General features: G+C 70.4%; 25 protein-coding genes. 16 read left to right on the top strand and 9 right to left on the bottom strand.

Annotation, left to right across the window (positions count from 1 at the left end):
* Window position 1: 1 nt before the first annotated feature.
* Entirely contained in the window at window positions 2-997 is a 996-nt protein-coding gene (locus tag FXF50_RS05115; RefSeq protein WP_187399534.1) for a phosphotransferase enzyme family protein, read from the top strand.
* A 73-nt stretch (window positions 998-1,070) separates the two neighbouring features.
* Here FXF50_RS05115 and FXF50_RS05110 read toward each other — a convergent pair whose 3' ends face one another.
* Window positions 1,071-1,832 carry an arginase family protein gene (locus tag FXF50_RS05110; RefSeq protein ID WP_222865998.1) on the bottom strand — a complete coding sequence of 254 codons (762 nt, stop codon included), beginning with the start codon at window positions 1,830-1,832 and terminating at the stop codon, window positions 1,071-1,073.
* Window positions 1,833-2,056: 224 nt separating this feature from the next.
* Here FXF50_RS05110 and FXF50_RS29510 point away from each other — a divergent pair, with 224 nt between their 5' ends.
* The 8 genes from FXF50_RS29510 to FXF50_RS05075 all read left to right on the top strand — a co-directional run bounded on the left by FXF50_RS29510 (window position 2,057) and on the right by FXF50_RS05075 (window position 7,633).
* The gene (locus tag FXF50_RS29510) at window positions 2,057-2,326 is read left to right on the top strand and encodes an Lrp/AsnC family transcriptional regulator (protein WP_222865997.1); all 270 of its coding nucleotides are present in this window, start codon (window positions 2,057-2,059) and stop codon (window positions 2,324-2,326) included.
* Entirely contained in the window at window positions 2,259-2,495 is a 237-nt protein-coding gene (locus FXF50_RS30220) for an Lrp/AsnC ligand binding domain-containing protein (protein ID WP_370464079.1), read from the top strand. The genes FXF50_RS29510 and FXF50_RS30220 overlap by 68 nt, the downstream gene beginning before the upstream one ends.
* A gap of 740 nt (window positions 2,496-3,235) precedes the next feature.
* A complete protein-coding gene (locus FXF50_RS05100; RefSeq protein ID WP_148426043.1) occupies window positions 3,236-3,574 on the top strand; it encodes a YbaB/EbfC family nucleoid-associated protein in 339 nt (112 codons plus the stop codon).
* Window positions 3,575-3,599: 25 nt separating this feature from the next.
* Window positions 3,600-3,923 (top strand): hypothetical protein, encoded by a 324-nt coding sequence (locus FXF50_RS05095; protein ID WP_148426042.1) that lies wholly within the window; start codon window positions 3,600-3,602, stop codon window positions 3,921-3,923.
* Between the two features lie 15 nt (window positions 3,924-3,938).
* Window positions 3,939-4,754: a hypothetical protein gene (locus FXF50_RS05090; protein ID WP_148426041.1), complete on the top strand. Its 816-nt coding sequence runs from the start codon at window positions 3,939-3,941 to the stop codon at window positions 4,752-4,754.
* Complete coding sequence (locus tag FXF50_RS05085; protein ID WP_148426040.1) at window positions 4,754-5,254, top strand: hypothetical protein; 501 nt, start codon at window positions 4,754-4,756, stop codon at window positions 5,252-5,254. The genes FXF50_RS05090 and FXF50_RS05085 overlap by 1 nt, the downstream gene beginning before the upstream one ends.
* Window positions 5,255-5,722: 468 nt before the next feature.
* Window positions 5,723-6,886 carry a VCBS repeat-containing protein gene (locus tag FXF50_RS05080; RefSeq protein WP_148426039.1) on the top strand — a complete coding sequence of 388 codons (1,164 nt, stop codon included), beginning with the start codon at window positions 5,723-5,725 and terminating at the stop codon, window positions 6,884-6,886.
* 288 nt (window positions 6,887-7,174) lie between these two features.
* Window positions 7,175-7,633 (top strand): SRPBCC family protein, encoded by a 459-nt coding sequence (locus FXF50_RS05075; RefSeq protein ID WP_148426038.1) that lies wholly within the window; start codon window positions 7,175-7,177, stop codon window positions 7,631-7,633.
* A 136-nt stretch (window positions 7,634-7,769) separates the two neighbouring features.
* Here FXF50_RS05075 and FXF50_RS05070 read toward each other — a convergent pair whose 3' ends face one another.
* Entirely contained in the window at window positions 7,770-9,242 is a 1,473-nt protein-coding gene (locus FXF50_RS05070; protein ID WP_148426037.1) for a tetratricopeptide repeat protein, read from the bottom strand.
* Between the two features lie 276 nt (window positions 9,243-9,518).
* Between FXF50_RS05070 and FXF50_RS05065 the strand changes: the two genes are divergently transcribed.
* Genes FXF50_RS05065 through FXF50_RS05055 form a run of 3 tightly spaced genes read left to right on the top strand, consistent with a single transcriptional unit; the run spans window position 9,519 to window position 11,914 of the window.
* Window positions 9,519-10,355 carry an ABC transporter ATP-binding protein gene (locus tag FXF50_RS05065; protein WP_148426036.1) on the top strand — a complete coding sequence of 279 codons (837 nt, stop codon included), beginning with the start codon at window positions 9,519-9,521 and terminating at the stop codon, window positions 10,353-10,355.
* Window positions 10,352-11,113 carry an ABC transporter permease gene (locus tag FXF50_RS05060; RefSeq protein WP_148426035.1) on the top strand — a complete coding sequence of 254 codons (762 nt, stop codon included), beginning with the start codon at window positions 10,352-10,354 and terminating at the stop codon, window positions 11,111-11,113. The genes FXF50_RS05065 and FXF50_RS05060 overlap by 4 nt, the downstream gene beginning before the upstream one ends.
* 30 nt (window positions 11,114-11,143) lie before the next feature.
* Window positions 11,144-11,914: a MerR family transcriptional regulator gene (locus tag FXF50_RS05055; RefSeq protein WP_148426034.1), complete on the top strand. Its 771-nt coding sequence runs from the start codon at window positions 11,144-11,146 to the stop codon at window positions 11,912-11,914.
* 495 nt (window positions 11,915-12,409) lie between these two features.
* Here FXF50_RS05055 and FXF50_RS05050 read toward each other — a convergent pair whose 3' ends face one another.
* A complete protein-coding gene (locus tag FXF50_RS05050; RefSeq protein WP_255509895.1) occupies window positions 12,410-13,162 on the bottom strand; it encodes a serine hydrolase in 753 nt (250 codons plus the stop codon).
* Window positions 13,163-13,368: 206 nt separating this feature from the next.
* On the opposite strand from FXF50_RS05050, the gene FXF50_RS05045 reads away from it, so the two are divergent.
* Window positions 13,369-13,785 carry a hypothetical protein gene (locus FXF50_RS05045; RefSeq protein ID WP_148426033.1) on the top strand — a complete coding sequence of 139 codons (417 nt, stop codon included), beginning with the start codon at window positions 13,369-13,371 and terminating at the stop codon, window positions 13,783-13,785.
* A gap of 358 nt (window positions 13,786-14,143) precedes the next feature.
* Window positions 14,144-14,281 carry a hypothetical protein gene (locus FXF50_RS29185; RefSeq protein WP_187399532.1) on the top strand — a complete coding sequence of 46 codons (138 nt, stop codon included), beginning with the start codon at window positions 14,144-14,146 and terminating at the stop codon, window positions 14,279-14,281.
* Window positions 14,282-14,636: 355 nt separating this feature from the next.
* On the opposite strand, the gene FXF50_RS05040 is transcribed toward FXF50_RS29185, so the two are convergent.
* A complete protein-coding gene (locus tag FXF50_RS05040) occupies window positions 14,637-15,029 on the bottom strand; it encodes a nuclear transport factor 2 family protein (protein WP_187399531.1) in 393 nt (130 codons plus the stop codon).
* A 90-nt stretch (window positions 15,030-15,119) separates the two neighbouring features.
* On the opposite strand from FXF50_RS05040, the gene FXF50_RS05035 reads away from it, so the two are divergent.
* Window positions 15,120-15,569: a MarR family winged helix-turn-helix transcriptional regulator gene (locus tag FXF50_RS05035; RefSeq protein ID WP_148426031.1), complete on the top strand. Its 450-nt coding sequence runs from the start codon at window positions 15,120-15,122 to the stop codon at window positions 15,567-15,569.
* 907 nt (window positions 15,570-16,476) lie between these two features.
* Window positions 16,477-16,887, top strand: coding sequence for a DUF2267 domain-containing protein (locus FXF50_RS05025; RefSeq protein ID WP_187399530.1), 411 nt, complete (start codon window positions 16,477-16,479; stop codon window positions 16,885-16,887).
* A gap of 86 nt (window positions 16,888-16,973) precedes the next feature.
* Here the strand turns inward: FXF50_RS05025 and FXF50_RS05020 are convergent, their stop codons facing one another.
* The 5 genes from FXF50_RS05020 to FXF50_RS05000 form a co-directional block, all read right to left on the bottom strand.
* Entirely contained in the window at window positions 16,974-17,483 is a 510-nt protein-coding gene (locus FXF50_RS05020; RefSeq protein WP_148426028.1) for a hypothetical protein, read from the bottom strand.
* A gap of 7 nt (window positions 17,484-17,490) precedes the next feature.
* Window positions 17,491-18,009, bottom strand: a complete 519-nt coding sequence (locus FXF50_RS05015; protein ID WP_148426027.1) for a hypothetical protein — start codon at window positions 18,007-18,009, stop codon at window positions 17,491-17,493.
* A gap of 76 nt (window positions 18,010-18,085) precedes the next feature.
* Window positions 18,086-18,526, bottom strand: a complete 441-nt coding sequence (locus tag FXF50_RS05010) for a DUF4190 domain-containing protein (protein ID WP_148426026.1) — start codon at window positions 18,524-18,526, stop codon at window positions 18,086-18,088.
* Window positions 18,523-18,927 (bottom strand): hypothetical protein, encoded by a 405-nt coding sequence (locus FXF50_RS05005; protein ID WP_148426025.1) that lies wholly within the window; start codon window positions 18,925-18,927, stop codon window positions 18,523-18,525. The genes FXF50_RS05010 and FXF50_RS05005 overlap by 4 nt, the downstream gene beginning before the upstream one ends.
* Entirely contained in the window at window positions 18,924-21,413 is a 2,490-nt protein-coding gene (locus FXF50_RS05000; protein WP_148426024.1) for an AAA family ATPase, read from the bottom strand. The genes FXF50_RS05005 and FXF50_RS05000 overlap by 4 nt, the downstream gene beginning before the upstream one ends.
* Between the last annotated feature and the right edge of the window lie 73 nt (window positions 21,414-21,486).

Here is a 21,486-nt window from a genome sequence, read left to right as displayed (position 1 = left end):
GGTGGATGCCGTGGACCTCGCGCGACGCTTTGCTCTTGGCGGGGCCGCGAGGCTGTCGGACGGGCCGGTCGCGCGGGGCAGGCAAGGCGTCGTGTGGCGGCTGGAGACGGCAGACGGCAGGTGGGCGGTGAAGGTGCCGTTTCACCAGTCCGGTGAGGACGAGGTGCGGTTGGCGACAGTGTTCCAGGAAGCGGCCTACTCCGCCGGCGTGCCGACGCCTCAGGTGCGGCGCACCACGGAGGGAGGCGTCTTCGCCACCGTGGGAGGCAGGCAGGTCAGGGTGTACGAGTGGGTCGACGTGAAGGCCCCCGACCCCTGTCTCAACCCAGGACTGGTGGGCGCGGTGGTGGCTGCCATTCACCGCGTACCGGTCACTGAGCCCGGCCCGCTGGACCCGTGGTATCGCGAACCGGTCGGCGCCGATCGCTGGGACCAACTGGTTCAGCAGCTTGTGGAAGCGCGGGCGCCGTTTGCCGGCCAGTTGGCCGATCTGCGTGATGAGCTGGTCGCATTGGAGTCCTGGATCGAGCCGCCCCAGACGCTGCGGACCTGCCACCGCGACCTGTGGGCCGACAACGTCCTGCCGACCGCGGACGGTGGAGTGTGCGTCATCGACTGGGAGAACAGCGGGCCGGCTGATCCGAGTCAGGAGCTCGGGTGTGTGCTCTTCGAGTTCGCCCGCGTCGATCCGGGCCGAGCCCGCGCCCTGATTGACGCCTACCGGGAGGCCGCTGGACCCGCGATGGTGAATCGGCCCGGCCACTTCTCGATGCTCATCGCGCAACTCGGGCACATCATCGAGGTCGCCGCCACCGACTGGCTGACGCCAAATGCTCGCTCCCCGAAGCGCGCCGACTCCGCTGCGTGGATTGGTGAGGTTCTTGACGAGCCGCACACCCGCGAGCTGCTCGAAACCCTCTTGGCGGCGGTGTGCGGAGACGCCACCCCGTGGGGGCAGCCACCGGACACTCATGCCGGCGACCGGGCCGTTCCCTGACGGACGTGCGGCGTCACTCTGGCTTGTAGGGCGGCCAAGCCCGCGAGCAGCAGCGACCGACCGCGCCGGCCGCTCATGCCAGCCGTGGGGAACACCAGCTTGTGTCGAGCAGCGGTCGAAGAGCGTCGAGCAGGGGCCCGGGTTGGACGAGGGCGCCCGTCGCGTCCTGTCCGGCCTCGAACTCGCCGATCTCGATGCCGACGAGTTCGTGCAGGGCGAACATGTCGGCGATCGCGCTGAGGTCGTTCAGCGTGAGGCCGCCGGGCACGAGGTAGTCGGTCGGCACGATGCCGGGTTGCAGAACGTCGCAGTCGATGTGTACGTACACCGGGCGGCCGCCGATCGCGGCCTGCAGTCTTGCCGGGAGGTTGGGACCGGCCTCGACGAGTGTGATCACGTCGTGGTCGATGAGCGACTGCTCGGGTGGATCGATGTCGCGGGCCCCGCAGAGGATGACGTTTTCCGGCTTGAGGCCGTCGCCGAGACCGGAGTTCCACATTCCCAGTGGCCCGCTCAAGGCCAGGCCGCCCAGGTAGCCCGTCGTCGTGTTCTGTGGTGTGTTGAGGTCGGCGTGCGCGTCGAACCAGACGACGACTGCGTCGGGGCGGTGCCTGGCGACGATCGGCAGGGTGGCCAGTGCGACGGCGCATCGGCTCAGCGCGGTGATCGGCAGTCCGCCGTCGCGGAAGATCCGCTCGTACTGTTGGGCCATCGCCTGAAGTGCGGGTTCCGCGGCTGCGAGCTCGGCGTCCCAGTTCGTGCAGAGTGCGGGCTCGGGTGTTCCGACGACGAAGGGGTCGATGTTCAGGCGGGTCGCGAGTTCGGTGGCGATCATCCCTGATCCCTGCATCGCGCGGTTGTTGTGATCACCGGCGCGGGCGGCGAAGTGAGTGAGTACTGGCCTTCGGGGGGTCGGGACGTGCATGGGTGCTCACTTCAGGCTGGCTGGGAAACGGACAGTCTGAGCGTGTGTACCGGCGATGTGGTGGGGCAATCGGCAGTGAGCGCGCATTGTGCTTGGTCGCGCGGCATTGTGTATGACGTAGTTGGGCGGTCTGCATGCTCGATGACTTGGACCACAGGCTCATCGCCGCTCTTCGGGTCGACAGCCGGTCTCCGGTGGCGGCGCTCGCGCGTGAGTTGGGTGTCAACCGGTCCACGGTGGCCGCGCGCATCGAGCGGTTGCGCGACTCGGGGGTGATCGAGGCGTTCACGATCCAGCTGAGCAACGACGTCGACCGTGACGCCATCCGTGGCGTGGATGGTTTCGATCGAACCGAACGGCGGCCAAGACGTCGTGCGCGCGATCCGGGGCTTTCCCGAGGTTGAGTTCCTTCATTCGACGATCGGTATGTGGGACCTGGTCGTGCAGTTGCGGGCCGCCTCGCTGTCAGAGTTCGATCTCGCTCTGGAGCGGATTCGCGGCGTGTCGGGGGTGAGGGACACGCAGACGAGCCTCCTGTTCAACTCACTGACTGCCCTTGGCCCGCGAGGATGACGGTCAATCACGCAAACCGGTAGGCGGGTCAGCAGCGAGTCAGCAATTAAGCCGCTGCCCGACACTGCCGGACGGGAAGGAGTGGCTGGGCGGCCCGCACCTGAGGTGCCAGGATGATGCCCGCTGACACAGAATGACAACCCGACCAGGCTCTCCCCGACGGGGTTCGTCGTGAGCATGGGGAGAGCTGGCGATGAGCGATGGCCGGGCGTGTGGTCGGCAAGACGACACCTTCGGAGCTGGCTGAGCGTGCTCCCGGGTCCCGCTGTGGCTGCCGGACCAGATACGGTGCGGTGTCGATGGATCACGCGGGGAGAGGTATGCGATTCGGTGGCGAGTTCGACCTGGACGCTGTGAGGGCCCTCCACGCTGACGCGGCTGTCCTGGCCGGCGAGCTGAGTGAACTGGCGAGCCGCTTCCAGGAAGGGCCCGCGACCGAGGACAGCCTCGTGGTTGAGGTGGCCCTGGACCCCGACGGCGTGGTTACCGCTGTCAACTTGTCGCCGGATTGGCGATCGATGGTGGGACCAGGCGGACTAGGGCGGGCTGTTGCCTCTGCGGTCGAGCGCGCGCTCGCTGATCAGGTAACTCGAGGCCAGGTCAATGCCGATGTGGCTGAGCTGGCCAGCGGTGGAGGCACCAGCGAGGGGGCCGGTGTTGGGTTTTCGCAGGAGGCTTCGGGGCGGTGGATACCGGGAGACCCAAGCTCGGCGGGGTCCGCGAGCAACCTAAGAGATCTGATGGCTCTGCTCGACGTCTTCGATTCTCAGCTGACGAGGCGTGAGGCATCTGCGTCGGGATCGGCCGGGGAAGTGCTCGGAACGAACCCGAATGGCACCGTCCGGGTTCGCATGACGAACGAGGGCGCCCTTCTTTCGGTCGACTTCGACCGTGCCTGGCTGGCTGCCGCAGAGCACGGACGCATCGCGCTGGCGATCCGGGACGCGCTGCGGGATGCGCAGCATCGGAGCGCGCCGCTGCCGAGGGAGCCGGCTGGCAGCTCGCCGGCGGCGGCTGAACTTCGCAGGTTGACCGAGCAGCCGGAGGTGCTGCTTCGAAAGCTCGGCCTGATTCGCTGAGCGCGGCCATGACGGGAGAGAACGCATGACCACACCCACGGGGGATCAGCTAGTCGCCTCTATCGAGGCGCTACGTGCCGACTCTGGCACATGGTTTGAGATGGCTGACGCGCTCAGGTCCGCTGCGAGCAACGCCGCCGGGTTGGGACTTGGGCCCTTCCACTTCACAGGCTTGGGGCACCTGCTCGGCCTCGATGCCGTGTACGAGGACTTCCAGCAGGCGATCGTCACCTTGCTTGAGCAGGGCAGCGCGAACTTCGAAAAGGTGGGGGGCGCGCTGAGACTTGCCGCCGATGCGTACGAGCAGGACGAGATCGACAACGTCCACCGCCTGCGCAACATCTACTGAGACCGAGGCGACAGGATGACACTCCCACTGCCTGCAGGGGCCAGCCCGATCGGCCCCCAGGAGTTCCAGGACATGGTCGATCGCGTCGAGCGCTACATCGGCCAGGTCGAGAAGAACATGCAGCGCTTGTTCGACAACTGCAACCGCGCGGCAGTCGTACTGCCTGCGTTCCTGGCCGACGACCTGCGGCCGCGACTGGAACGGCTACGCGACCTGACCCGGCGGCTCTTCCTTGAGCTGACCAAGGTGGTGGCCAACCCTGGCTGGCCACCAGGGGTGCTCTCCGCGGCGGAAGACTGGACGACTCGCGTTGGCGGCCCGGTCAGTGGCCTCGCCACCCGCCTCACCCCGGACCAGATGAAGCTCGACAACAAGTGGGAGGGCGCGGCCGCCGACGCTTACGCCGAGACACTGCCGACCCAGAAAGCCGCCATCGAAGGCATCAAACAGCTGACCGACGTCCTCGACACGAACCTGACGAAAATCGGGTGGGGTATCGTCGCCATGTGGGCCGGCCTGGCCGTGGCCCTGGCTGCCTTCGTCGCCGAACTCATCGTTGAGGTCGGAGCAGCCGCGACCGTGGTCGGCGCCCCACCAGCCGCGGCCGGAGCGGGAGTTTCCACCGCCAAGGTCATCGGGCTCGTCGGCACCCTCGTCGTCGCGTTCCTGACCTACGTGGGCCTCACCGTCGACGCACTCAGCGGCATGCGACAGAAGCTTGCAGGCCATGAGCCATACCCGGGAGGCTCGTGGCCCCGATCCACCACGACCGACCTCGAAGACGGCAGCCTCAGAGACGGTGATGGCACGGACTGGCGGATGAAGTACTGATGAGCAGCACACACCAGGGCATGAGCTACAACCCGGCAGGACCCATTCTCCCGCCCGGCGCCGTTGCCGCCCTCAGACGCATGTACATCCTTCTGGCGGTTCTCAGCGGCCTGCTCCTGCTCGGCGCGGCAGGTGCCTTCCTGTTGTCAATCGCGTCAGCAGCACGAGGACAGCGGATCGCGCTGCCAGCCGTGCCAGGAAGCCTCGGAGCAGTTGCAGCGCTCGGACTCACAGCGCTGGCCGCGCTGGTCGCCGCCACCGCCTGCCGGACAGCAAGCATGAACGTGAACCTGCTCGGCCTGGCCCGCCGTCTCGGTCTCATCGCCCAGGTCGTCGCCGTTGCTGGCGGACTGGTCGCTGTTGGTTTTGGGGTGGCCCTCGCTGCTGGCGACTCGTCGGCGCTCCTGATCGGGATCGGCGTTGGCCTCCCCACCGCCGCAGTCGCCTTCATCGCCGGCTCGGTCCGGCGATCCATCACACGAGCAACCCGGTCCCGCTAGGACCGCGAAAAACTCAGCAGCAAGCCCGACGAGCAGCCAAGTAAGCAGCCAAACCCGCAGACATGAGCGGACGATCACGGACTGGGACACCACGTAGAGCACGAGGACCGAACGCTGGACCAGCGCTGCGGGACCGACTCGTAATGCGTAGGTCCTGGCATTGCGGCGGCCCCGCCCGCTGCGGGCGCGGACGGGGCCTGATTGTGCCCGTCTCTGTAGAGCCTCGGGGACGCTGAGCTGCATGGTTGAGCGTTTGTTCGGTCGCGCTGCGAACGCAAGGCGCTCGACCGGCAGTCATGGAGGCGGCAGCAGCCAGGGTCGAGCCGGACGTGCCCGGGAATTCACGCCAACCTACGGGCGGGCAAGCCTGTCCAGAGGTTGGCGTGGCAGGGGTTTGCAACGCCGGTGATCAGGGCACGTGGCGCGTGAACGGCCATCGATCGAGGGCCACGACATGACGGGGGCATAATGGACAGAGGTGTAAGAGTCGGTATCGCCACGACGCTGGCCATAGCGGCCGGGGCGGCGGTGCCGATGCCCGCTGAGGCGGCGAGTGGAGGGACATTCGCGGCCGCTAAGTACCTCGCCACGGGGTCGACCGCGACCAACGCCGTCGCTGTCGCCGACGTCACCGGTGACGGGCGACGCGACATCGTGGTCGGCATCGATGCCGTCGACGGCACGCAGACGAGTTCTGTGCTGGTCTTCGCCCAGCGAGCCGACCACACTTACGGCGCTCCCACCAGGATCAAGGCGCACGGCGGTTACAACAGCGACGTGCAACTCGCGGTCGCCGACATCGACGGCGACGGCCGCACGGACGTGGCAATGTCGTCGTCCGCCGGCGTCGATGTGCTGTTTCAGCGGGGCGGGCGCCTCGCCGCGCCGCTGCTGGTCTCCGGGGGTGCCGAGGACGTGGCGATCGCGGATATGACCGGGGACGGGCGGCCGGATCTTGTCGTCGGCGCGCGGCAGGGCGAGGTCAGGATCTACAGGCAGACTGCGGTGCATGCCTTCCAGGCATATCGGACGATCACCGGGCCGCTCATCGCGGGCGTACCCGTGGATCAGGTGTTCGCCGCCGACCTGAACGGAGATGCCCGCATCGACATCGCGCAGTTCTACGGCCACGGCACGTGGGTGCGGCTGCGCCGCGCGGATGGTTCCTTCGGGCCGGCGACGACCTACCGGACGCCCGCGGACGATAGTGGCTCTCGCCGCATCGCCCTCGGCGCGGCGGTCGGTGACGTGACTGGCGATGGCCGGGCCGACCTGGTCACCAGCGTTGACGGCAACACTCCGGACGCCGCCGTCCAGGTCTTCGCGCAGGGCGCCGGTGGGCTCGCCACGACGCCGACCAGATATTCCGCTTACGACAGTGCGGCTGGCCTCACCGTCGGCGATCTGACCGGTGACGGCCGCAAGGACCTGGTCGTCGCGCACCACAATTGGCTCGCGGTGAGCGTCTATCTGCAGCGGTCGACCGGGAAGCTTGGCGGGTACACGGCGAACAGGGTCGACGGGGTCGGGCCCCAGGCGGACTCCGTGGCCATCGGTGACGTCACCGGTGACGGGAAGCCGGACGTCGTCGCCGTCGCGTACGACAAGGTGGCCATCCTTCGGCAGCTCTGACGCTCGCCGGCTGTGGACCGCATGCTCGGGCCGGCCTCGTCGCCCGCCCCGCACGTGGTTCACAGCCGGTGTCACCCTCGTCCATAACATCGACCTCGCCGAGGCGAGCGAGCTTCTGGCAAGACGGCGTCGCTTACGACCCCACCCGCAACTGAGCTCTGCAGGCCGTCCTCGCCTCCGCCGCCTGACACAGGGCTACTCATGCCGCTGATCGTGCATCGCGGAGGCACGACTTCAGCCGATGTGAGTGCAGGTCGATCCCGAGCGCCGGGCACTAGATTCACCTTTATGTACTCGACCCAGGTGTCCCAACTCGTCAAGGCACCGCGCTCAGCTGTCTATCGGGCACTGCTCGACCCGGCCGCGGTCGCCAAGTGGCGGGTGCCCACCGGCATGAGCGGCCACGTGCACGAGTTCGACGCGCGCGAGGGCGGTTCGTTGCGCGTCTCGCTCACCTACGAGGCGCCAGACAATACCGGCAAGTCGACGGCACACACCGACAGCTACCACGGCCACTTCGTCAAGATCGTGCCCGACCAGCAGGTGGTCGAGGTGGTCGAGTTCGAGACCGACGATCCCGCGCTGCGCGGCGCGATGACCATGACCACGACGCTCACCGATGCAGACGGCGGCACCGAAGTCGTCGTCGTGCATGACGGCATTCCCGACGCGATCCCGGCGGAGGACAACGAGACGGGCACGCGCACGGCCCTGGCTAACCTCGCCAGACTCGTTGAACGGGGCTAGCGCGGCCCTGTCATAGCCCCTGGTCGGGCATTGGCTGCTCGGCAGGTGGGGCGCACCCGGCCATGCCGAGAACAGTGCGTGTGATCCCGGCGAGGTGGCGTGCCGATAGCCGGGTACTGGAACGGCGGTCGGGCGGTCAGCCGGCGTAGCGGGGCTCGCTGATCCGGTGGCGGAATTCGGCGTGAGCGGTTTGGAAGACCTCGTTGAGCCGATCGAGCTCGCCCTGGGTCGGTTCTCGCCGCAGCCCGACTTCGATCTTGAAGTCGCCGTCCACGATCGCCACGTCGAGGCGGTCGAGCAGGTCCGCGGGGAGCCTGGTGATGACGAACTCGCGGAACGCGTCGGCGATCGTGCCCGCCATGTCGCCACACCCGCAGGTGCGGCCATCCAGGACCGCGCCGAGGTGGCTGCGGCCGATGATCGCGTCCGGGTGTACGGGGTCCATGACGGCCAGGCCCTCCTCCAGGACCGTGCGGGCCTCCGGCAGCCGCGCCTCATGCTGGAGGAACAGACCGAGGGCAATGCAGGCCCGCCCGACCGGTTCACGGTCGGTGCCGCGGCGCGCCTGGTTGACTGCCTCGGTCAGCCGTTGCTCCGCGAGGCCTACGTGGCCGGCCTCCTTCAGCGCGAGACCCCAGTTGCGCAGCACCTGACTTCGCAGCTCCGGACGACCGATGCGCTCCGCCCTCGCATACGCCGACGCGTACGTGCGCAGCGCCGTCTCGGCATCGCCGGTCTCGTCCTGAGCCATCGCCAAGCCGAGCGCTGCCATCAGCGCCTCCTCCTGCCGGCCCTGGCGGTCGTAGGAAGCGAGCACGCGCTCGATCGCATCTATCCGACCCGCCTGGTCGCCGAGGTCGCGGCCGAGGTTGGCCAGCGTGGACAAAGCGTTGAGCGTCGCCTGGTGGTCAATGCCGAGCCGCTCCTCCAAGGCGGCGACCAGGGCGGTGAGCAGGGGCTTGGATGCCGGGTCGTGGTCCAGCATCTGGGTGACGACTTGCCCGACCTCCTCGACGACCTCGTCCGGCAGTTGCTGCAGGCCCACGAAGAGCGGTTCGCGGGTGCCGCCGGCGTGCACAATCGCTGCTCGCAGCGCCAGCGCGGAGGCCACCCGCTCGTGCCCGTTGCGCCACAGGTTAGCCACCGCCTCCTCGATGACCTGCCGGGCACCTGCCACGTCGCCACGCTGCCGCAGCAGGTCCGCCAGCGGTTCGAGACCGAACGCGTACCCGGCATGCTCGCGACCGTAGAAGGCGAGCCGCTCCTGAACGCCCTGGCGCAACTCGGCCTCGGCCTCGTCGAGTCGTCCGGCCATGCGCAGTGCCATGCCCAGATTGAGTCGGTAGGTCAACTGGTCCTTGCGGGACTCGTGATCGCGTGGCGTCGCGGAGACGGCGCGGCGGTAGCACTCGACCGCGCGGTCGAGTTGATCGGCGTTGAGCAGCACGTTGCCGAGGTCGCACTGGGCCGAGGCCCATTGCGGGCTGCCGTGACCGTGTCTGTCCGCGGCCGCCTGCAGCTCGCGCGTCATCAGGTTCTCGGCGTCGCCCATACGGCCCTCCCGCAACAGCGCGAAGGCCACCTCGACCGGAGTGAGGGATGTCGTCACGAGCCGCAAGTTTAGGGCCCGCCTACTGACGTTCGCGCCCCCTGGGAGCACCTCGTGCGAGGCCCGCCCGGCGCGATCAACCAACCATGACTGGACGTCCCCAGCGGCCGCCGACCGGTCGCTACGGGCCGCGTATCCGGGGCGCTCCGTGCCGAAGGTACTGCCACCCCGAATGAGCGAGCGGTGGATGAGCCTTGACGCCACCCCCGGAATCTGAGCAGACGTCCTGCCATGGGGCTTGACCTTGACGCAGCGTCAACCCCGCATGCTGGCGCCATGTCCATGAATCTCCAGATGACAAGCGAGCAGGTCCGCGGGCCTGTGATCCAGGTCCAGGGCCTGGAGAAGTCATACAAAGAGCTGCACGTCCTGCGCGGCGTGGACTTCGACGTGGCGCGGGGCAGCATCTTCGCCCTGCTCGGCTCCAACGGGGCGGGCAAGACGACGGTCGTGCGGATCCTGTCCACGCTGCTCAAGCCGGACGCGGGGACGGGCCGCGTCAACGGCTTCGACGTCGTCACGCAGGCGGCGAGAGTGCGGGAGTCGATCAGCCTGACGGGGCAGTTCGCGGCCGTCGACGAGATCCTCAGCGGGCGGGAGAACCTGGTGCTGGTCGCCCGGTTGCGGCACCTGCGGGACCCGGGCCGGATCGCGGACGACCTGCTGGCCCGCTTCGCACTGACCGACGCGGCCACCCGGAAGGTGTCGACGTACTCGGGCGGCATGCGCCGCCGCCTCGACATCGCGATGAGCCTCATCGGGAACCCACCAGTGATCTTCCTCGACGAGCCGACGACCGGGCTCGACCCACAGGCGCGTCTCGAGGTGTGGCAGGCCGTCCGGGAACTCGCCCGGCAGGGCACGACGGTGCTGCTCACCACGCAGTACCTCGACGAGGCCGAACAGCTCGCCGACCGGATCGCCATCCTGCGCCAGGGGCGCATCATCGCCAACGGCACCCTCCCCGAGCTCAAGCGGCTGCTCCCGCCCGCCAAGGTCGAGTACGTCGAGAAGCAGCCGACCCTCGAGGAGGTCTTCCTCGCCATCGTCGGCGACGACAGCACCGCAGGAGCCCCCACCTCGACCGCACGAGCCACCAAGGAAACCCCATGAACAGGCACTTCTTCGGCGACACCCTCGTCCTGCTGGGGCGGTCCTTGCGTCACATCAGCCGCAGCCCGGACACCATCATCACGACCGCGATCATGCCGATCGCCTTCATGCTGCTGTTCGTCTACGTGTTCGGCGGCGCGATCCAGACCGGGTCGGACAAGTACGTGAACTACCTGCTGCCCGGCATCCTGCTCATCACGATCGCCTCGGGCATCTCCTACACCGCGTACCGGCTGTTCCTGGACATGAAGAGCGGCATCTTCGAGCGGTTCCAGTCCATGCCGGTCGCACGCTCGTCCGTGCTGTGGGCGCACGTGCTGACCTCCCTGGTCGCCAACCTCATCTCGGTCGTGGTGGTGGTGCTGGTCGCCCTCCTCATGGGCTTCCGCTCGGGGGCCGGCGCGCTGGCCTGGCTCGCGGTCGCTGGCATCGTGCTGCTGTTCACGCTGGCCCTGACCTGGCTCGCTGTGATCCCGGGCCTGACCGCGAAGTCCGTGGACGGCGCGAGCGCGTTCTCGTACCCGCTCGTCTTCCTGCCGTTCGTCAGCTCGGCCTTCGTACCCACGCAGAGCATGCCCGGCCCGGTGCGCGCCTTCGCCGAGAACCAGCCGGTGACATCCATCGTCAACACGCTTCGCGACCTGTTCGCCCAGCAGCACGTCGGCGGCGACATCTGGATCGCCCTCGCCTGGTGTGCCGGCCTCCTCGTCGTCGCCTATGGCGTCGCCATGACCATCTACCGCCGGAAGATCAGTTGACGACGGGCCCTGGCCATGCAGGCTGAGGTCATGCTGACGATCGGCCAGCTGGCCTCCTACGCCGGGGTGACCATCCGCGCGGTGCGGCACTACCACCAGATCGGGCTGCTTCGGGAGCCGGAGCGCGACGCCTCCGGCTACCGGAGCTACGACGCGGCCGCGGTCGTGCGACTCATCCGGATCCGGACTCTCGCCGAGGCGGGAGTCCCGCTGGCCCGGGTCAGCGAGCTCCTCGACGCCGACCCAGAGACGTTCGCCGCCGCGACCACCGAGATCGACCGGCGGTTGCGGACGCAGATCCGCGCGCTGCAGGAGCACCGGCGGCGCATCGCCCGGCTCGGGGGCGGCGACTCCCTGGCCGTGCCTGCGGAGGTGCTCGACTACCTCGACCGACTACGCGCCATCGGAGCGGCGGGGGCCCTCATCGAGGCGGAACGCGACGCGTGGATCCTCATGGCGGCGCGGTGGCCGGAGGTGATACCCGCGCTCATGGTCGAGAAGGTGGCCCAGCTGGCCAACCCGAAGGTCGTCCGGCTCTACCAGCTCATCGGTCGGATCGCGGACGACTGGGAGGACGAGGAGCTGCTGCGCGAGACGGCCGACCTGATGAGCGAGCTGTTCGAGCAGGCGGCGGCCAACGGGGAGCTGGACCAGCAGGACGAGTTCACGCCCGACGCGGCGTTCGTGCGTCTGATGGACTCGTTCGCCGACGCCGCGCACCCCGTCGTCGCGCGGCTACGGGAGCTCGTTGCCGAGCGTGGCTGGATCGGGTGGACCCGGGTCGAGAGGCGCGGGCCCTGAGGTGTCACGCCGTGCCCGTATCCGCTTCTGGTCAAGCAGATGGTGAGGGATTCGGGCCTCTGATGTCCTCCGGCAGACGGCCTCGATCGAGCCGGCGAAGAACATCCTCCTTGGCTCCCCAGCAGGACCATGTCCACGACTCCGGCGCGCCCCACTCGTCGGGATATTCCGCCTCCCACCGCAGGTACAGCAGCGCGAACGGCGCCCACAGCGCCCGAGCGGCATCGTCACCGTCCGCGCCGTCGCGGAAGGCACCGAGCGGCTCGTGGATCGTCTGCCTGTCATGCCACCGGAAGTCGGCGTGCGCCGGTCCATCGCCGCACAAGTGCGGCGTCCGACCACGACGTGGAGATGCGGTACGCCGTGAACCCCTCGTACGTCCGCGCCACGCAGCAACGCGTCGCCGCCTGCGCTCCCCACCCGGGACCCGGGCCATCCACGGCCTTGGAAACGGCGTCGCGGGTGTGATGACGAGGCGGTGACAGTTTCCGGGCATCAGGCGAGAGTGTTTGCCACGGCGACGCGGACCGGATCGGGGTTCGCCCAGCTCCAGTTCGGGTGGGCCCGGTTGGTGAGCAGCACCAGGACTGTGCGCCGGCGTGCGTCGACCAGCAGCGAGGTGCCGGTGAATCCCGTGTGCCCGAACGTGGTGGGGGCGGCGAGCCGGCCCATGAACCACGGCTGGTTCAGCGCCACCCCTAGGCCGTGATCGGAGGTGCGCCCAGGGCGTTCCGGATCGACTGCGGGCAGGCCTGCGTTGGCGTTGCGCAGCCTGCGGTCGACGGTGCTCGGGGCGAGGATCCGCCGTCCGCGGTACGTCCCGCCGTCGAGCAGCATCTGCCCGATGACTGCGACCTCCTCGGCGGTGCTGAAGATCCCGGCGTGCCCCGCGACACCGCCCAGGCGGTTGGCGACGTCGTCGTGCACGACGCCCCGCAGCAGTCCACGGGAGGACCGGGCGTCGGTGGCGACCAGAAGCTTGGCCCGGTCCGCGGCGCCGAGCCAGGTGGTCGGGTTGAACCCGGTGTGCCGCAGCCCCAATGGAAGGGTCAGGCCAGATCGTAGGGCCCCGTCGAGGGGCTGCCCGGTCAGCTTCTCGACGAGCATGCCGACGATCATCAGCCCCACGCTGGAGTAGCGGAACGTCCTCCCCGGCACCGCGCCGGCGACCAGTGGCGTCGTGAGCACCGCCCGCCAGCGCTCGGCCATGGTGGCGTAGCCGGTCACCTTCGCCCCGACCGGACGCACTCTCTCTACGCCGCCTGCTACACCCACCTCAACGACGCGTACAGCACCGGAGTGACCTGCGCGAAGAGCTGCTTCCCCTGCCGATCCTGACCCCGGGCGCGGCAACGCAGCCCGCCATGTCTGGCGCCTCCGTCGTGGGGCCGAGTGGCCTCTCGCCCCCGACCGCCCCGTGGGGTTCGGCGCCTGATGCCCGCCGGACGCCGTGAATGCAGGGCCGGACCGCCTCGGTCAACGGCGGCGACCGTCAGGAGGTGACCGGCGTCGTCGTACCTGTGGGGCTTGCCGGCGGCGACGCCGGATCGGTGGACGCGGAGCCGCTGGGCGCCGGGCTGCTCGGCCCCGGCGTGCCGCTCGACGGGGTCGGACCAGGTGTGGACGGGGACGGGGTGGGAGTGCCGGACGGGCTCGGGGTACCGGACGGGCTTGGGGTGCCGGACGGGCTGGGCGGGGCGGCGGTCGGGGGCAACGAGGGGGTCGATCCGGGCGTCGTCGGCACCGTCGGCTTCGTGGTCGGTGGCCTGGTGGCGGGGCTCGTGGCCGTCGGCCTCGGTGCGCCGGTCGCCGGGCCTGGAGTCGCCGGGGCGGCGGTCGGCTGCCGCACCGACTCGGTCCGGGCCACCTGATCAGTCGGTGGAATGCCGGTGGGAGACGGACCGGAGACGGCGGCGGCACTGGGCGTCGCCGGGGGATCCGGCGTGGGGGTGGCCGGTGCCGGCCGGAGGTCCGGCGCGCCGGCGGCCGGCGCCGGCGCTGTGCTGCCGGGGTCAGCCTCGGCGTCTCCGATCAGCGCGAAGCCGAGACCCGCTCCGCCGACCAGCAGGGCGGCGAGGGCTCCGGTCGCGACGGGCAGCGCGGCCGAACGGGGTGGGCGAGGACGCCGGTGGGCGGGCAACGAACGCTCCTGACCTGCTGGGATGTGGCTGGCGCGACGACGCCGACCCATGACCCTGCCGCCCGCCCTGCGCGACTGCCAATGGCCACATGGCGGAGGTGACCGGGATCACCACCAGGCAGGCAGGCGGCGGCCGAAGCAGCCATCAGACCGACATGTCGGACGCGTGCACCGCCGCGACGAAGGCCATCGCGCTGCTGCGGCTCGCCGAGTCTGGGCAGTGCTGACCGGCAGGGAAGCGTGGGCGGTCGGCAGCGTGGATCACTTACCGACCCGCCACCCCCTCCCCGTGAAAGAGGAAGGGATCGCCCTGGTCGCCGTTGCGCTGGCGGCTGGCGGCCGGGACCTACCGGGTGGTCGCCGCCCGGGTGGGTTGACCGCGAAGCTGCATCGGGCTGCAGTCGTTGTCGAATGTCCGCTGGTCATCCCGGTCCGGGCCGGCCCGGGGTGCACCGCTTCTGCGATGGACGAGCCCGGACCGGGTCCTGGGCGACAAGGTGAAACTTTCGACGGCCTCGGCCGGCGTTACTCGGCCACAGTTCACGTCGCCGCTGCCGGCGGCCGGCGCTGAGTTCGCAGCGATTACGAGGCGCGCTGCCAGAGCGGGGAGATCTGCGCCTGCGCGAGGCGCCAGCCGGTCGGCGTGCGTACGGCGGTGTACCGGGTCCGGAGGCCGGCCATCCGGTGCGGCACCTCGCCCTCGTGGAAGAAGTACACGAGCTGATGAGCCCCGACCTCGGCGCGGTCGCCGTCGAGATCGACCACGACGTCGGTGTTGAAGTGCTGGGTCAACACCTCCTCCGGGCTGGTCCGCCGCACGACGTCGACGATGTCCTCGATACCGCGCAGGGTGCCACGCGGGCTGTGGGTTTCGGCGTCCGGTGCGTAGACGCTCCGCAGGTCGTCGAAGCGCCGCTCGTCCAGCGCCCACGCGAGCCTGGCGACCAGTTCGGCGACCTCGATGCGGTCGGTCATGTGTGACATCTCGAATCTCCATTCGTTGGCGCGACCAACAATATGACAGAACCGTTGGTCACGCCAACGGTTCTGTTAGCATGGTCACCCGTGGAACCGACACCGAGCCGGCTCGCGACAAAGGCGACCTGGTTGATCTCCCAAACCGCCGTGCACGCCCGGCGGTTCGTCGCCGAGGGATTCACCGCCGCCGACGCGCGGGGCTACCACTACCGCGTGCTCGCCGCGCTGGAGGAGTTCGGTCCCGCGAGCCAGGCCGAGCTGGGGCGGCGCAGCCGCATGGACCGCAGTGACGTCGTCGCGGCCGTGACCGAGCTGGAGGGGCAGGGCTTCGTCGCGCGCAGTGCCGACCCGGCGGACCGCCGGCGCAACACCGTCACGATCACCAGGGCGGGCACGCAGCGGCTCCAACGGTTGGACCACGTCCTCGACACCGTGCAGGACGAACTGCTCGCCCCGCTGTCAGCCACCCAACGGCAGACCCTTGTCGCGTTGCTCGGAAAGTTGATCGAGCACCACGGCGGCACACCGACCTCATGATCCGACTTGGGCGCCCACCGACCAGAAACGGACGCGACACACACTCCGCACGCTTCGAGCTGCGCCATGTCGGTGATCGTCCGGACCGCCCGCAGCACACCCGCGTTCACCTGGTTGCCGGTCCGACCAGGCGGAGGGGGTCGCACGCTCGCCCCGATTGCGGCCCCTTCAGCGCCGGTCATCCTGGCGGCCGGTGCTGAGCGGATCGGCATCTCCACTTCGGCGTCGTGGTGAGGAATGGCGCACGCAGGGGAACCGGAAATGCCTTCGGCCTTCCCGACGGCCGCCGCGCGGCGCCGACGGCGGCAGCCATCGTTCACGGGGCCGTCACGACCGAAAGATCGCCCGCGAGCGGAGCATGACGCCGATGGCGAGCTGCCGCCTGGCCGGTGCCCGTAGCCTGTCTTGAGGCGAGGACGGTGCGGGGTTCCGGGGGACGTCGATGGTGACCGAAGGCGGCGCCAACACGGCGGCTCCCACCCACGGGACCCCGGCCGCCCGGCGTTCCTGGAGCTCTTCTTCGACCTGACGTACGTCCTCGCGATGATCTCCCTGGTCAAGACGCTCGCCGGCGACGTGAGCTGGACCGGCGCCGGTCAGACGCTGGTCCTGCTACTCGCGTTCACCGCCCGGCAGGTCTCGCGCGGACCCTCCCGGCAGGCCCGGTCTGCAGCCGCGGATGACCTCGTAGCCGCGCTGGCGCAGCCTCGCCACCACCTCGCCTGCTCGTCCCGTTCCATCGGAATGTCGGGGATGTCGCCGCTGGGCGCTTCGGTGATTCGCCCGATGGGGATGAGGCCGCATCACCCCCTGTCCCAGCAGGCTGTCGAGGTACCAGTTCGCTCAACGAAGCGATGTGATGCGTTCCAGTCGTGCGGCGGGGGATCTGGCCGGAGAGGGGAATCAGGTGGAATACGAGGATTTCGTAAATGCAGTGGCCACGCGGGCTAAGGTGTCGACCGATCAGGCGGCGGCACTGACCGGCGTGACGTTGGAGACGTTGGCGGACCGGATCAGCGCCGGCCAGGCTGAGGACCTCGCCTATCAGCTACCGGATCGACTTGCCGAACACCTGAGCAGACCGCTCGGAGGGGAGATGGCCAGCTCGTACGGGCTCGACGAGTTTGTGCGGCGGGTGGGGGATCGCCCGGAGGTCGACCGTGCGATCTCAGGTGCCGGGGTCCGCGCGGTGCTCACCACCCTGCGTGAGGCCGTAACCCGAGACGAGTTCGAGAACGCCATGGCCCAACTTCCCGAGGAGTTTTCGGAGGTGATCGAACCGGTGGGGGCCGGTGGCGGGCGGCGCCGCGGCTCGTAGCACGCAGAGTTGAGGCAGGAGCAGTCGCCGGCGGCCGACCCTCCCGCCGGCGCTCTTGCCGGCCGATGGCGGGGATGGCCACGCAGCTATCCCGGCATCTCGACGGCGGTCACGCCAGTCGCTTCTTCTCCGAAGAAGACCCGGACCGCCGTCAGCACCTCCTGCGCGTCGTTGGCCATCGCCGTACGCGCCTGGGCGAGCAGCGCCTGGGGTTCGGCCTGCCGCTGCCAGTCGAGGTCGGCAAGCAACTGGTCGATGTCCGGCACGTTCCGTTCGCCGGTCAGCGCGCGGGCGGGTGGCCGGAGGTCCATGAGGTAACAGAGCAGTCGCAGCGGCCGATGCCCGTACACCCGGGTGCCGCTGGGCAGGGCAGGCAGGCCGTAGGTGAGCAGCCGCGCCACGGCGCCGTCGAGCAGCGGGGTCGCCCAGTGGGCGTTGTCGAACAGGCTGTTCGAGGTTGCCCGCGGCAGGCCGAGGCCGGCCACCACCTGGTCGACCTGGCCCGCCGCGGCTTCGGCGACGACGAACACGTGGGGTGAGATGCGGCTGCGGCGGAAGACCTCCGACCACACGCGGCCCGGCTTCGAAGGTGTCACCGAGGTTTTATGCGAGGCGCTCACGCGAGGGTCCCTCCTGGTCGTTGTGCTGACGAGCGACGTCGAGCAGGCGGCTGAGGACTGCGCGGGTCCGGCCGGTTGCGGTGGCGAGGGCGCCGACCGGGTCGGCGTGTCGGCGGCTGGCGAGGTCCTCGTAGACCGCGAGCAGGTCGGCCTCGAACCCGTCCGCGGTCGCACCGCGGGCCTGTGCCAGCTCGGCGAGCCGGCTTTCGATGTAGCGGACCACCATCACCTGGTAGGCGCCGACGCTGGGCATGTCGTGGAACTCCGCCACCATGTCGTCGACCTGCCGGCCCATACGATGCAGGACCGCCGACGTGATGCCGTGCTGACGTACCTCGGGCGCTGCCTCGTCGGAGATGCGGATGACGACCTCGTCCGGTCCGTTGATTTCGTCCGTTGCGGTGTCGCTGTGCCAGCGGGCCGTGACGACGAAGCCGTCGTCCCGCCGGGACAGTTCGAGGGGCCGGTCGGGCACGGCGCGAAGGGGATTCTTCTGGGACATGCATTCCTGCCTTTCCGGCGGCCTCGTGGGCGCCTGTTTCCGGGCCGCGGTGGTGGCCGCGTGTCACACCTGTTGTTCAGGGCGTCGGGGTGGCGGCGCTCAGGACGCTGCCGAAGAAGACCATGACGGTGAAGAGGATCATCGGGCCGACGAAGACATAGCCCAGGACGAGGCCGGCGACCGCCATGCCGTGCCCCGACCGCATGCCGTCGCGGGTTTCCCGCAGGGCCAGGTGGCCGAGGATGACCGCGAGGACGCAGGGCAGCCCGAAGAGGCACCAGCCGCCGAGCACGCCGAGGATCCCGAGCACCAGCGACGCCGTCGCCATGCCCGACGTCAGGATGGGCTGGACCGTGAGCCGCTGCCCGCCCGTCGGGTAGCCGCCGCCCTGGTAGGGCAATGCCGGGACCGGCGCGTACGCGCCGGTGGGCGCGGACACCGGGGGATAGGGGCCCAGGACGGCGGGCAGCGGCGGCTGCGGGCGGGTGGGGTCGAGGCCGGGCTGCGGGTAGGTCATCGGTGCGGTTCCGTTCTTCCGTCGAGGTGGGTGAGCAGGACGCTCACCTCGGTGTGCAGGCGACGCAGCTCGGCGGCGGTGGGCGCGAGCTCGTAGCAGTGGTGGTGGGTGGCGGCCGACAGGGCCGCCCAGGTGAAGGCGACCCGCCGGGCGATGGCGGGGCCGGGCCCGAACCGGCCGCGCAGCATCAGCTGCTTCGCCCGGCCCTGCCGGCAGGCGGCCACGACCGGGCGGGTCCGCCGCCAGTAGGCGTCGATGCCGCCTTCGAGGGCGAGCCGGATCAGGCAGGCGCACGCGCGCGGCCACCACCCGGCGGTGACCGCGGCGGTGCCGAGGGGGCCGGCGCCGCGCAGCATCTGGTCGGCCGCCGCCAGGCAGGCCCGGGGCGTCGGCGCGTTCACGACCGCACCTCGGCGCCGTCGCGGGGCGCGGGCACGGCAGCCGGGGGCGGTTGCAACACCGCCGCCAGGTGCCGGACGTCGGAGACCAGTTCGGGCAGGTCGAACAGGTACGCCCCATGCACGCCCTCCTTGCACGCCTTGTACGCGCCCACCGCCCGCGACCCGTACCGGCGACTCAGGTACCCGAGCACGTCACCGCCCCGGTTGACGTCGTCGAACAGCGCCAGCGCGACGATGCTGGTGAGCCGCCGGGACGCGGCCACGACGGCCTGCTCGATGTCGTCGTGCGGCACACCACGCGCCACCCGCCGCCGCCACACGACCCGGTGGCAGGCCGCCTCGATCGCCGAGCGGCACAGCTCCGCCACCACCGGCCCGCGCACCTCGGAGGCGACCTCCTCGGTGCGGGCCAGCGCGTACGCGTCGTCGAGGTAACGGGTCACCGGGTCGGAGCCGGGCCGCAGGGTCACCACCGACCGCTCCGCGCGGGTCACCTCGACGATGCGGGACCGGCCGAGGTCGAGACGGGCGAGGGCGTCGGGCAGCCGGGTGTCGTGGGTGAAGACCACCACCTGGCGCTGCTCGGCCAGTTCGGCGAGCACCCGGGCCAGCCCGTCCACCTTGGCCGGGTCCATGCTCTGCACCGGGTCGTCGACGACGATGAACCGGAACGGGCTCTCCGGCGCGCAGCCGCGCGGCAGGAACGTCGCCAACCCGAGGGCGTGCATCTCGCCCTGGCTCATCACCCCGAGCGCGGTGCCGTTGTCGGCGCCGTCCACGCTGACCGGGATCACCACCCGCCGCCGGGTGTTCACGCCCGCCAGGGTCATCGCGCCCAGCTCGACGTTGCTCTCCTGCCGCAGCTGCGCCCAGATCCGCTGCGAGTGCTCGGCGAACGGCGCCACCCGCTGGTTGCGCAGCTGCGCCCCGGTCGCCTTCAGCCACGCCCGCGCCGCCTTCACCCGGGCCAGGGCGCGTTCCCGCTGCGGCAGAGTCTCGGCCGACGCGATCCAGTCCCGCAGCTCGCCGGCCACCGCCTGCCAGCCGGTGTCGCGCTGGCGGAGCAGACTCTTCGCGTACGCCTGCGCGGCCTGCGCCGCCGCGAGGACCGCCGGGTACCGGGCGGTCAGGTGGTCGGCCAGCTCCTCCGGCCCGCCCGGTGTCAGCCGCAGCGCCGCCACCGCAGCCTGCAGGTCGCCGACCGGCACCCCGTCGGCGGCGCCGGTGGGCACGTCCAGGTCGTCGATCAGGTAGTGCACACGCTGCAGCAGCGCGGTCAGGCGGGAAGCGGCAGCCTGGGCGGCGAGGGTACGGTCGCGCAGCTCCGCCAGGGACGCCGCGGCCCGGGTCCGCCAGTCGCCGTCGAGGCGGCCCGTCGCGCAGACCGGGCACCGCCCGTCGCCCTGGTCGTCGTGGTGCTCGACGGCCAGCCGGAGCAGCTCGGCGCTGCGCAGCGACGCCCGCGACCGGCCGCCGTCGTGCCGGCGCGCCTGCGCGGCGGCCTCCCGCAGCTGCCCGGCGAGGCGGGTCACCTCGTCGGCGTCGGGCAGCTGCATCGCCGCCAGCCGCCGGCAGAGCAGCACCGACTCGTCGTCGGTCGGCTCGTCCGGCTCGTCGAGGATCGCGGTCAGCGCCGCCAGGTCGGCCGGGCCCCGGGTGCGCAGCAGCGCGGCGGCCCGCCGGGCCCGGTCGTCGTCGATCCCGGCGAGGGTGTCGGTCAGGGTGGCGCGCTGTCCGCGTACCTCCCTGATGGTGGTGTCGACGGGGCGTGCGGCGGCCATCAGGCGGCGGTCGGCGTCGGTGATCGCCTCCAGGCCGAGGATCGCGGAGATGGCGTCGAAGAGCTGGCTCTGTGTGCCGGCGGTGAGCCGGCCCAGCTCGGCGGCGGTGAGGAACGGCCGGTACAGCTCCAGCGGCCGGGCCAACCCCAGCTCGGCGAGGTCCCGGTGCGTGCCGTGTGCGCTGGTAACCGCCACCTCGGCGTCGCCCAGCTCCGCCTCCGACGGCCAGGAACGGACCACCCGGGTGGGCGTGGCCACCCCGTCGACCCGCAGCTCGACGGCGATCCGGCACGGGTCGCCGGCGTGCAGGTTGCGCCACCCGGTACGCCACACGCTGTTGCGGTCCGCCCAGCGCGCGCTGTCCCCGGTCAGGGCAAGTTCCACCGCCTCGGCGAAGCTGGACTTGCCGGAGCCGTTGCGCCCGACCACCACGGTCAGCCCGGGGCCGGGCTCGATGGCGAGGGTGCGCTCCGGGCCGACGCCGCGGAACCCGGCGACGGTGACCGACGAGAGCCAGATCCGCTCACGCGGCTCGTCCATGCCGGTGCGCTGCGGCTCCAACGCGGTCGGCGTGCCGGCGAGGGCCGCGGCAAGGTCGGCCTCGCCGCTCAGTGCGGCGAGGACCACCTCGGCGGTGTCATCGGGTACGCGGTCGGCGGCGAGCCGGTCGAAGATCAGCTCGACCAGGGGTTCCGTGTGGTTCATCAGGCGACCTCCACTGAGGCGGGTGGGGAAGTTCGTGCCGCGCCGAGGCAACGGCTCGACCCCGGTGGCGGTA

Source organism: Micromonospora sp. AP08, assembly GCF_008085935.1.
GTDB classification, from domain to species: domain Bacteria; phylum Actinomycetota; class Actinomycetes; order Mycobacteriales; family Micromonosporaceae; genus Micromonospora; species Micromonospora chersina.
Note: the sequence above shows the minus strand (reverse complement) of the source record. Positions and strands in the feature narration are given on the sequence as shown.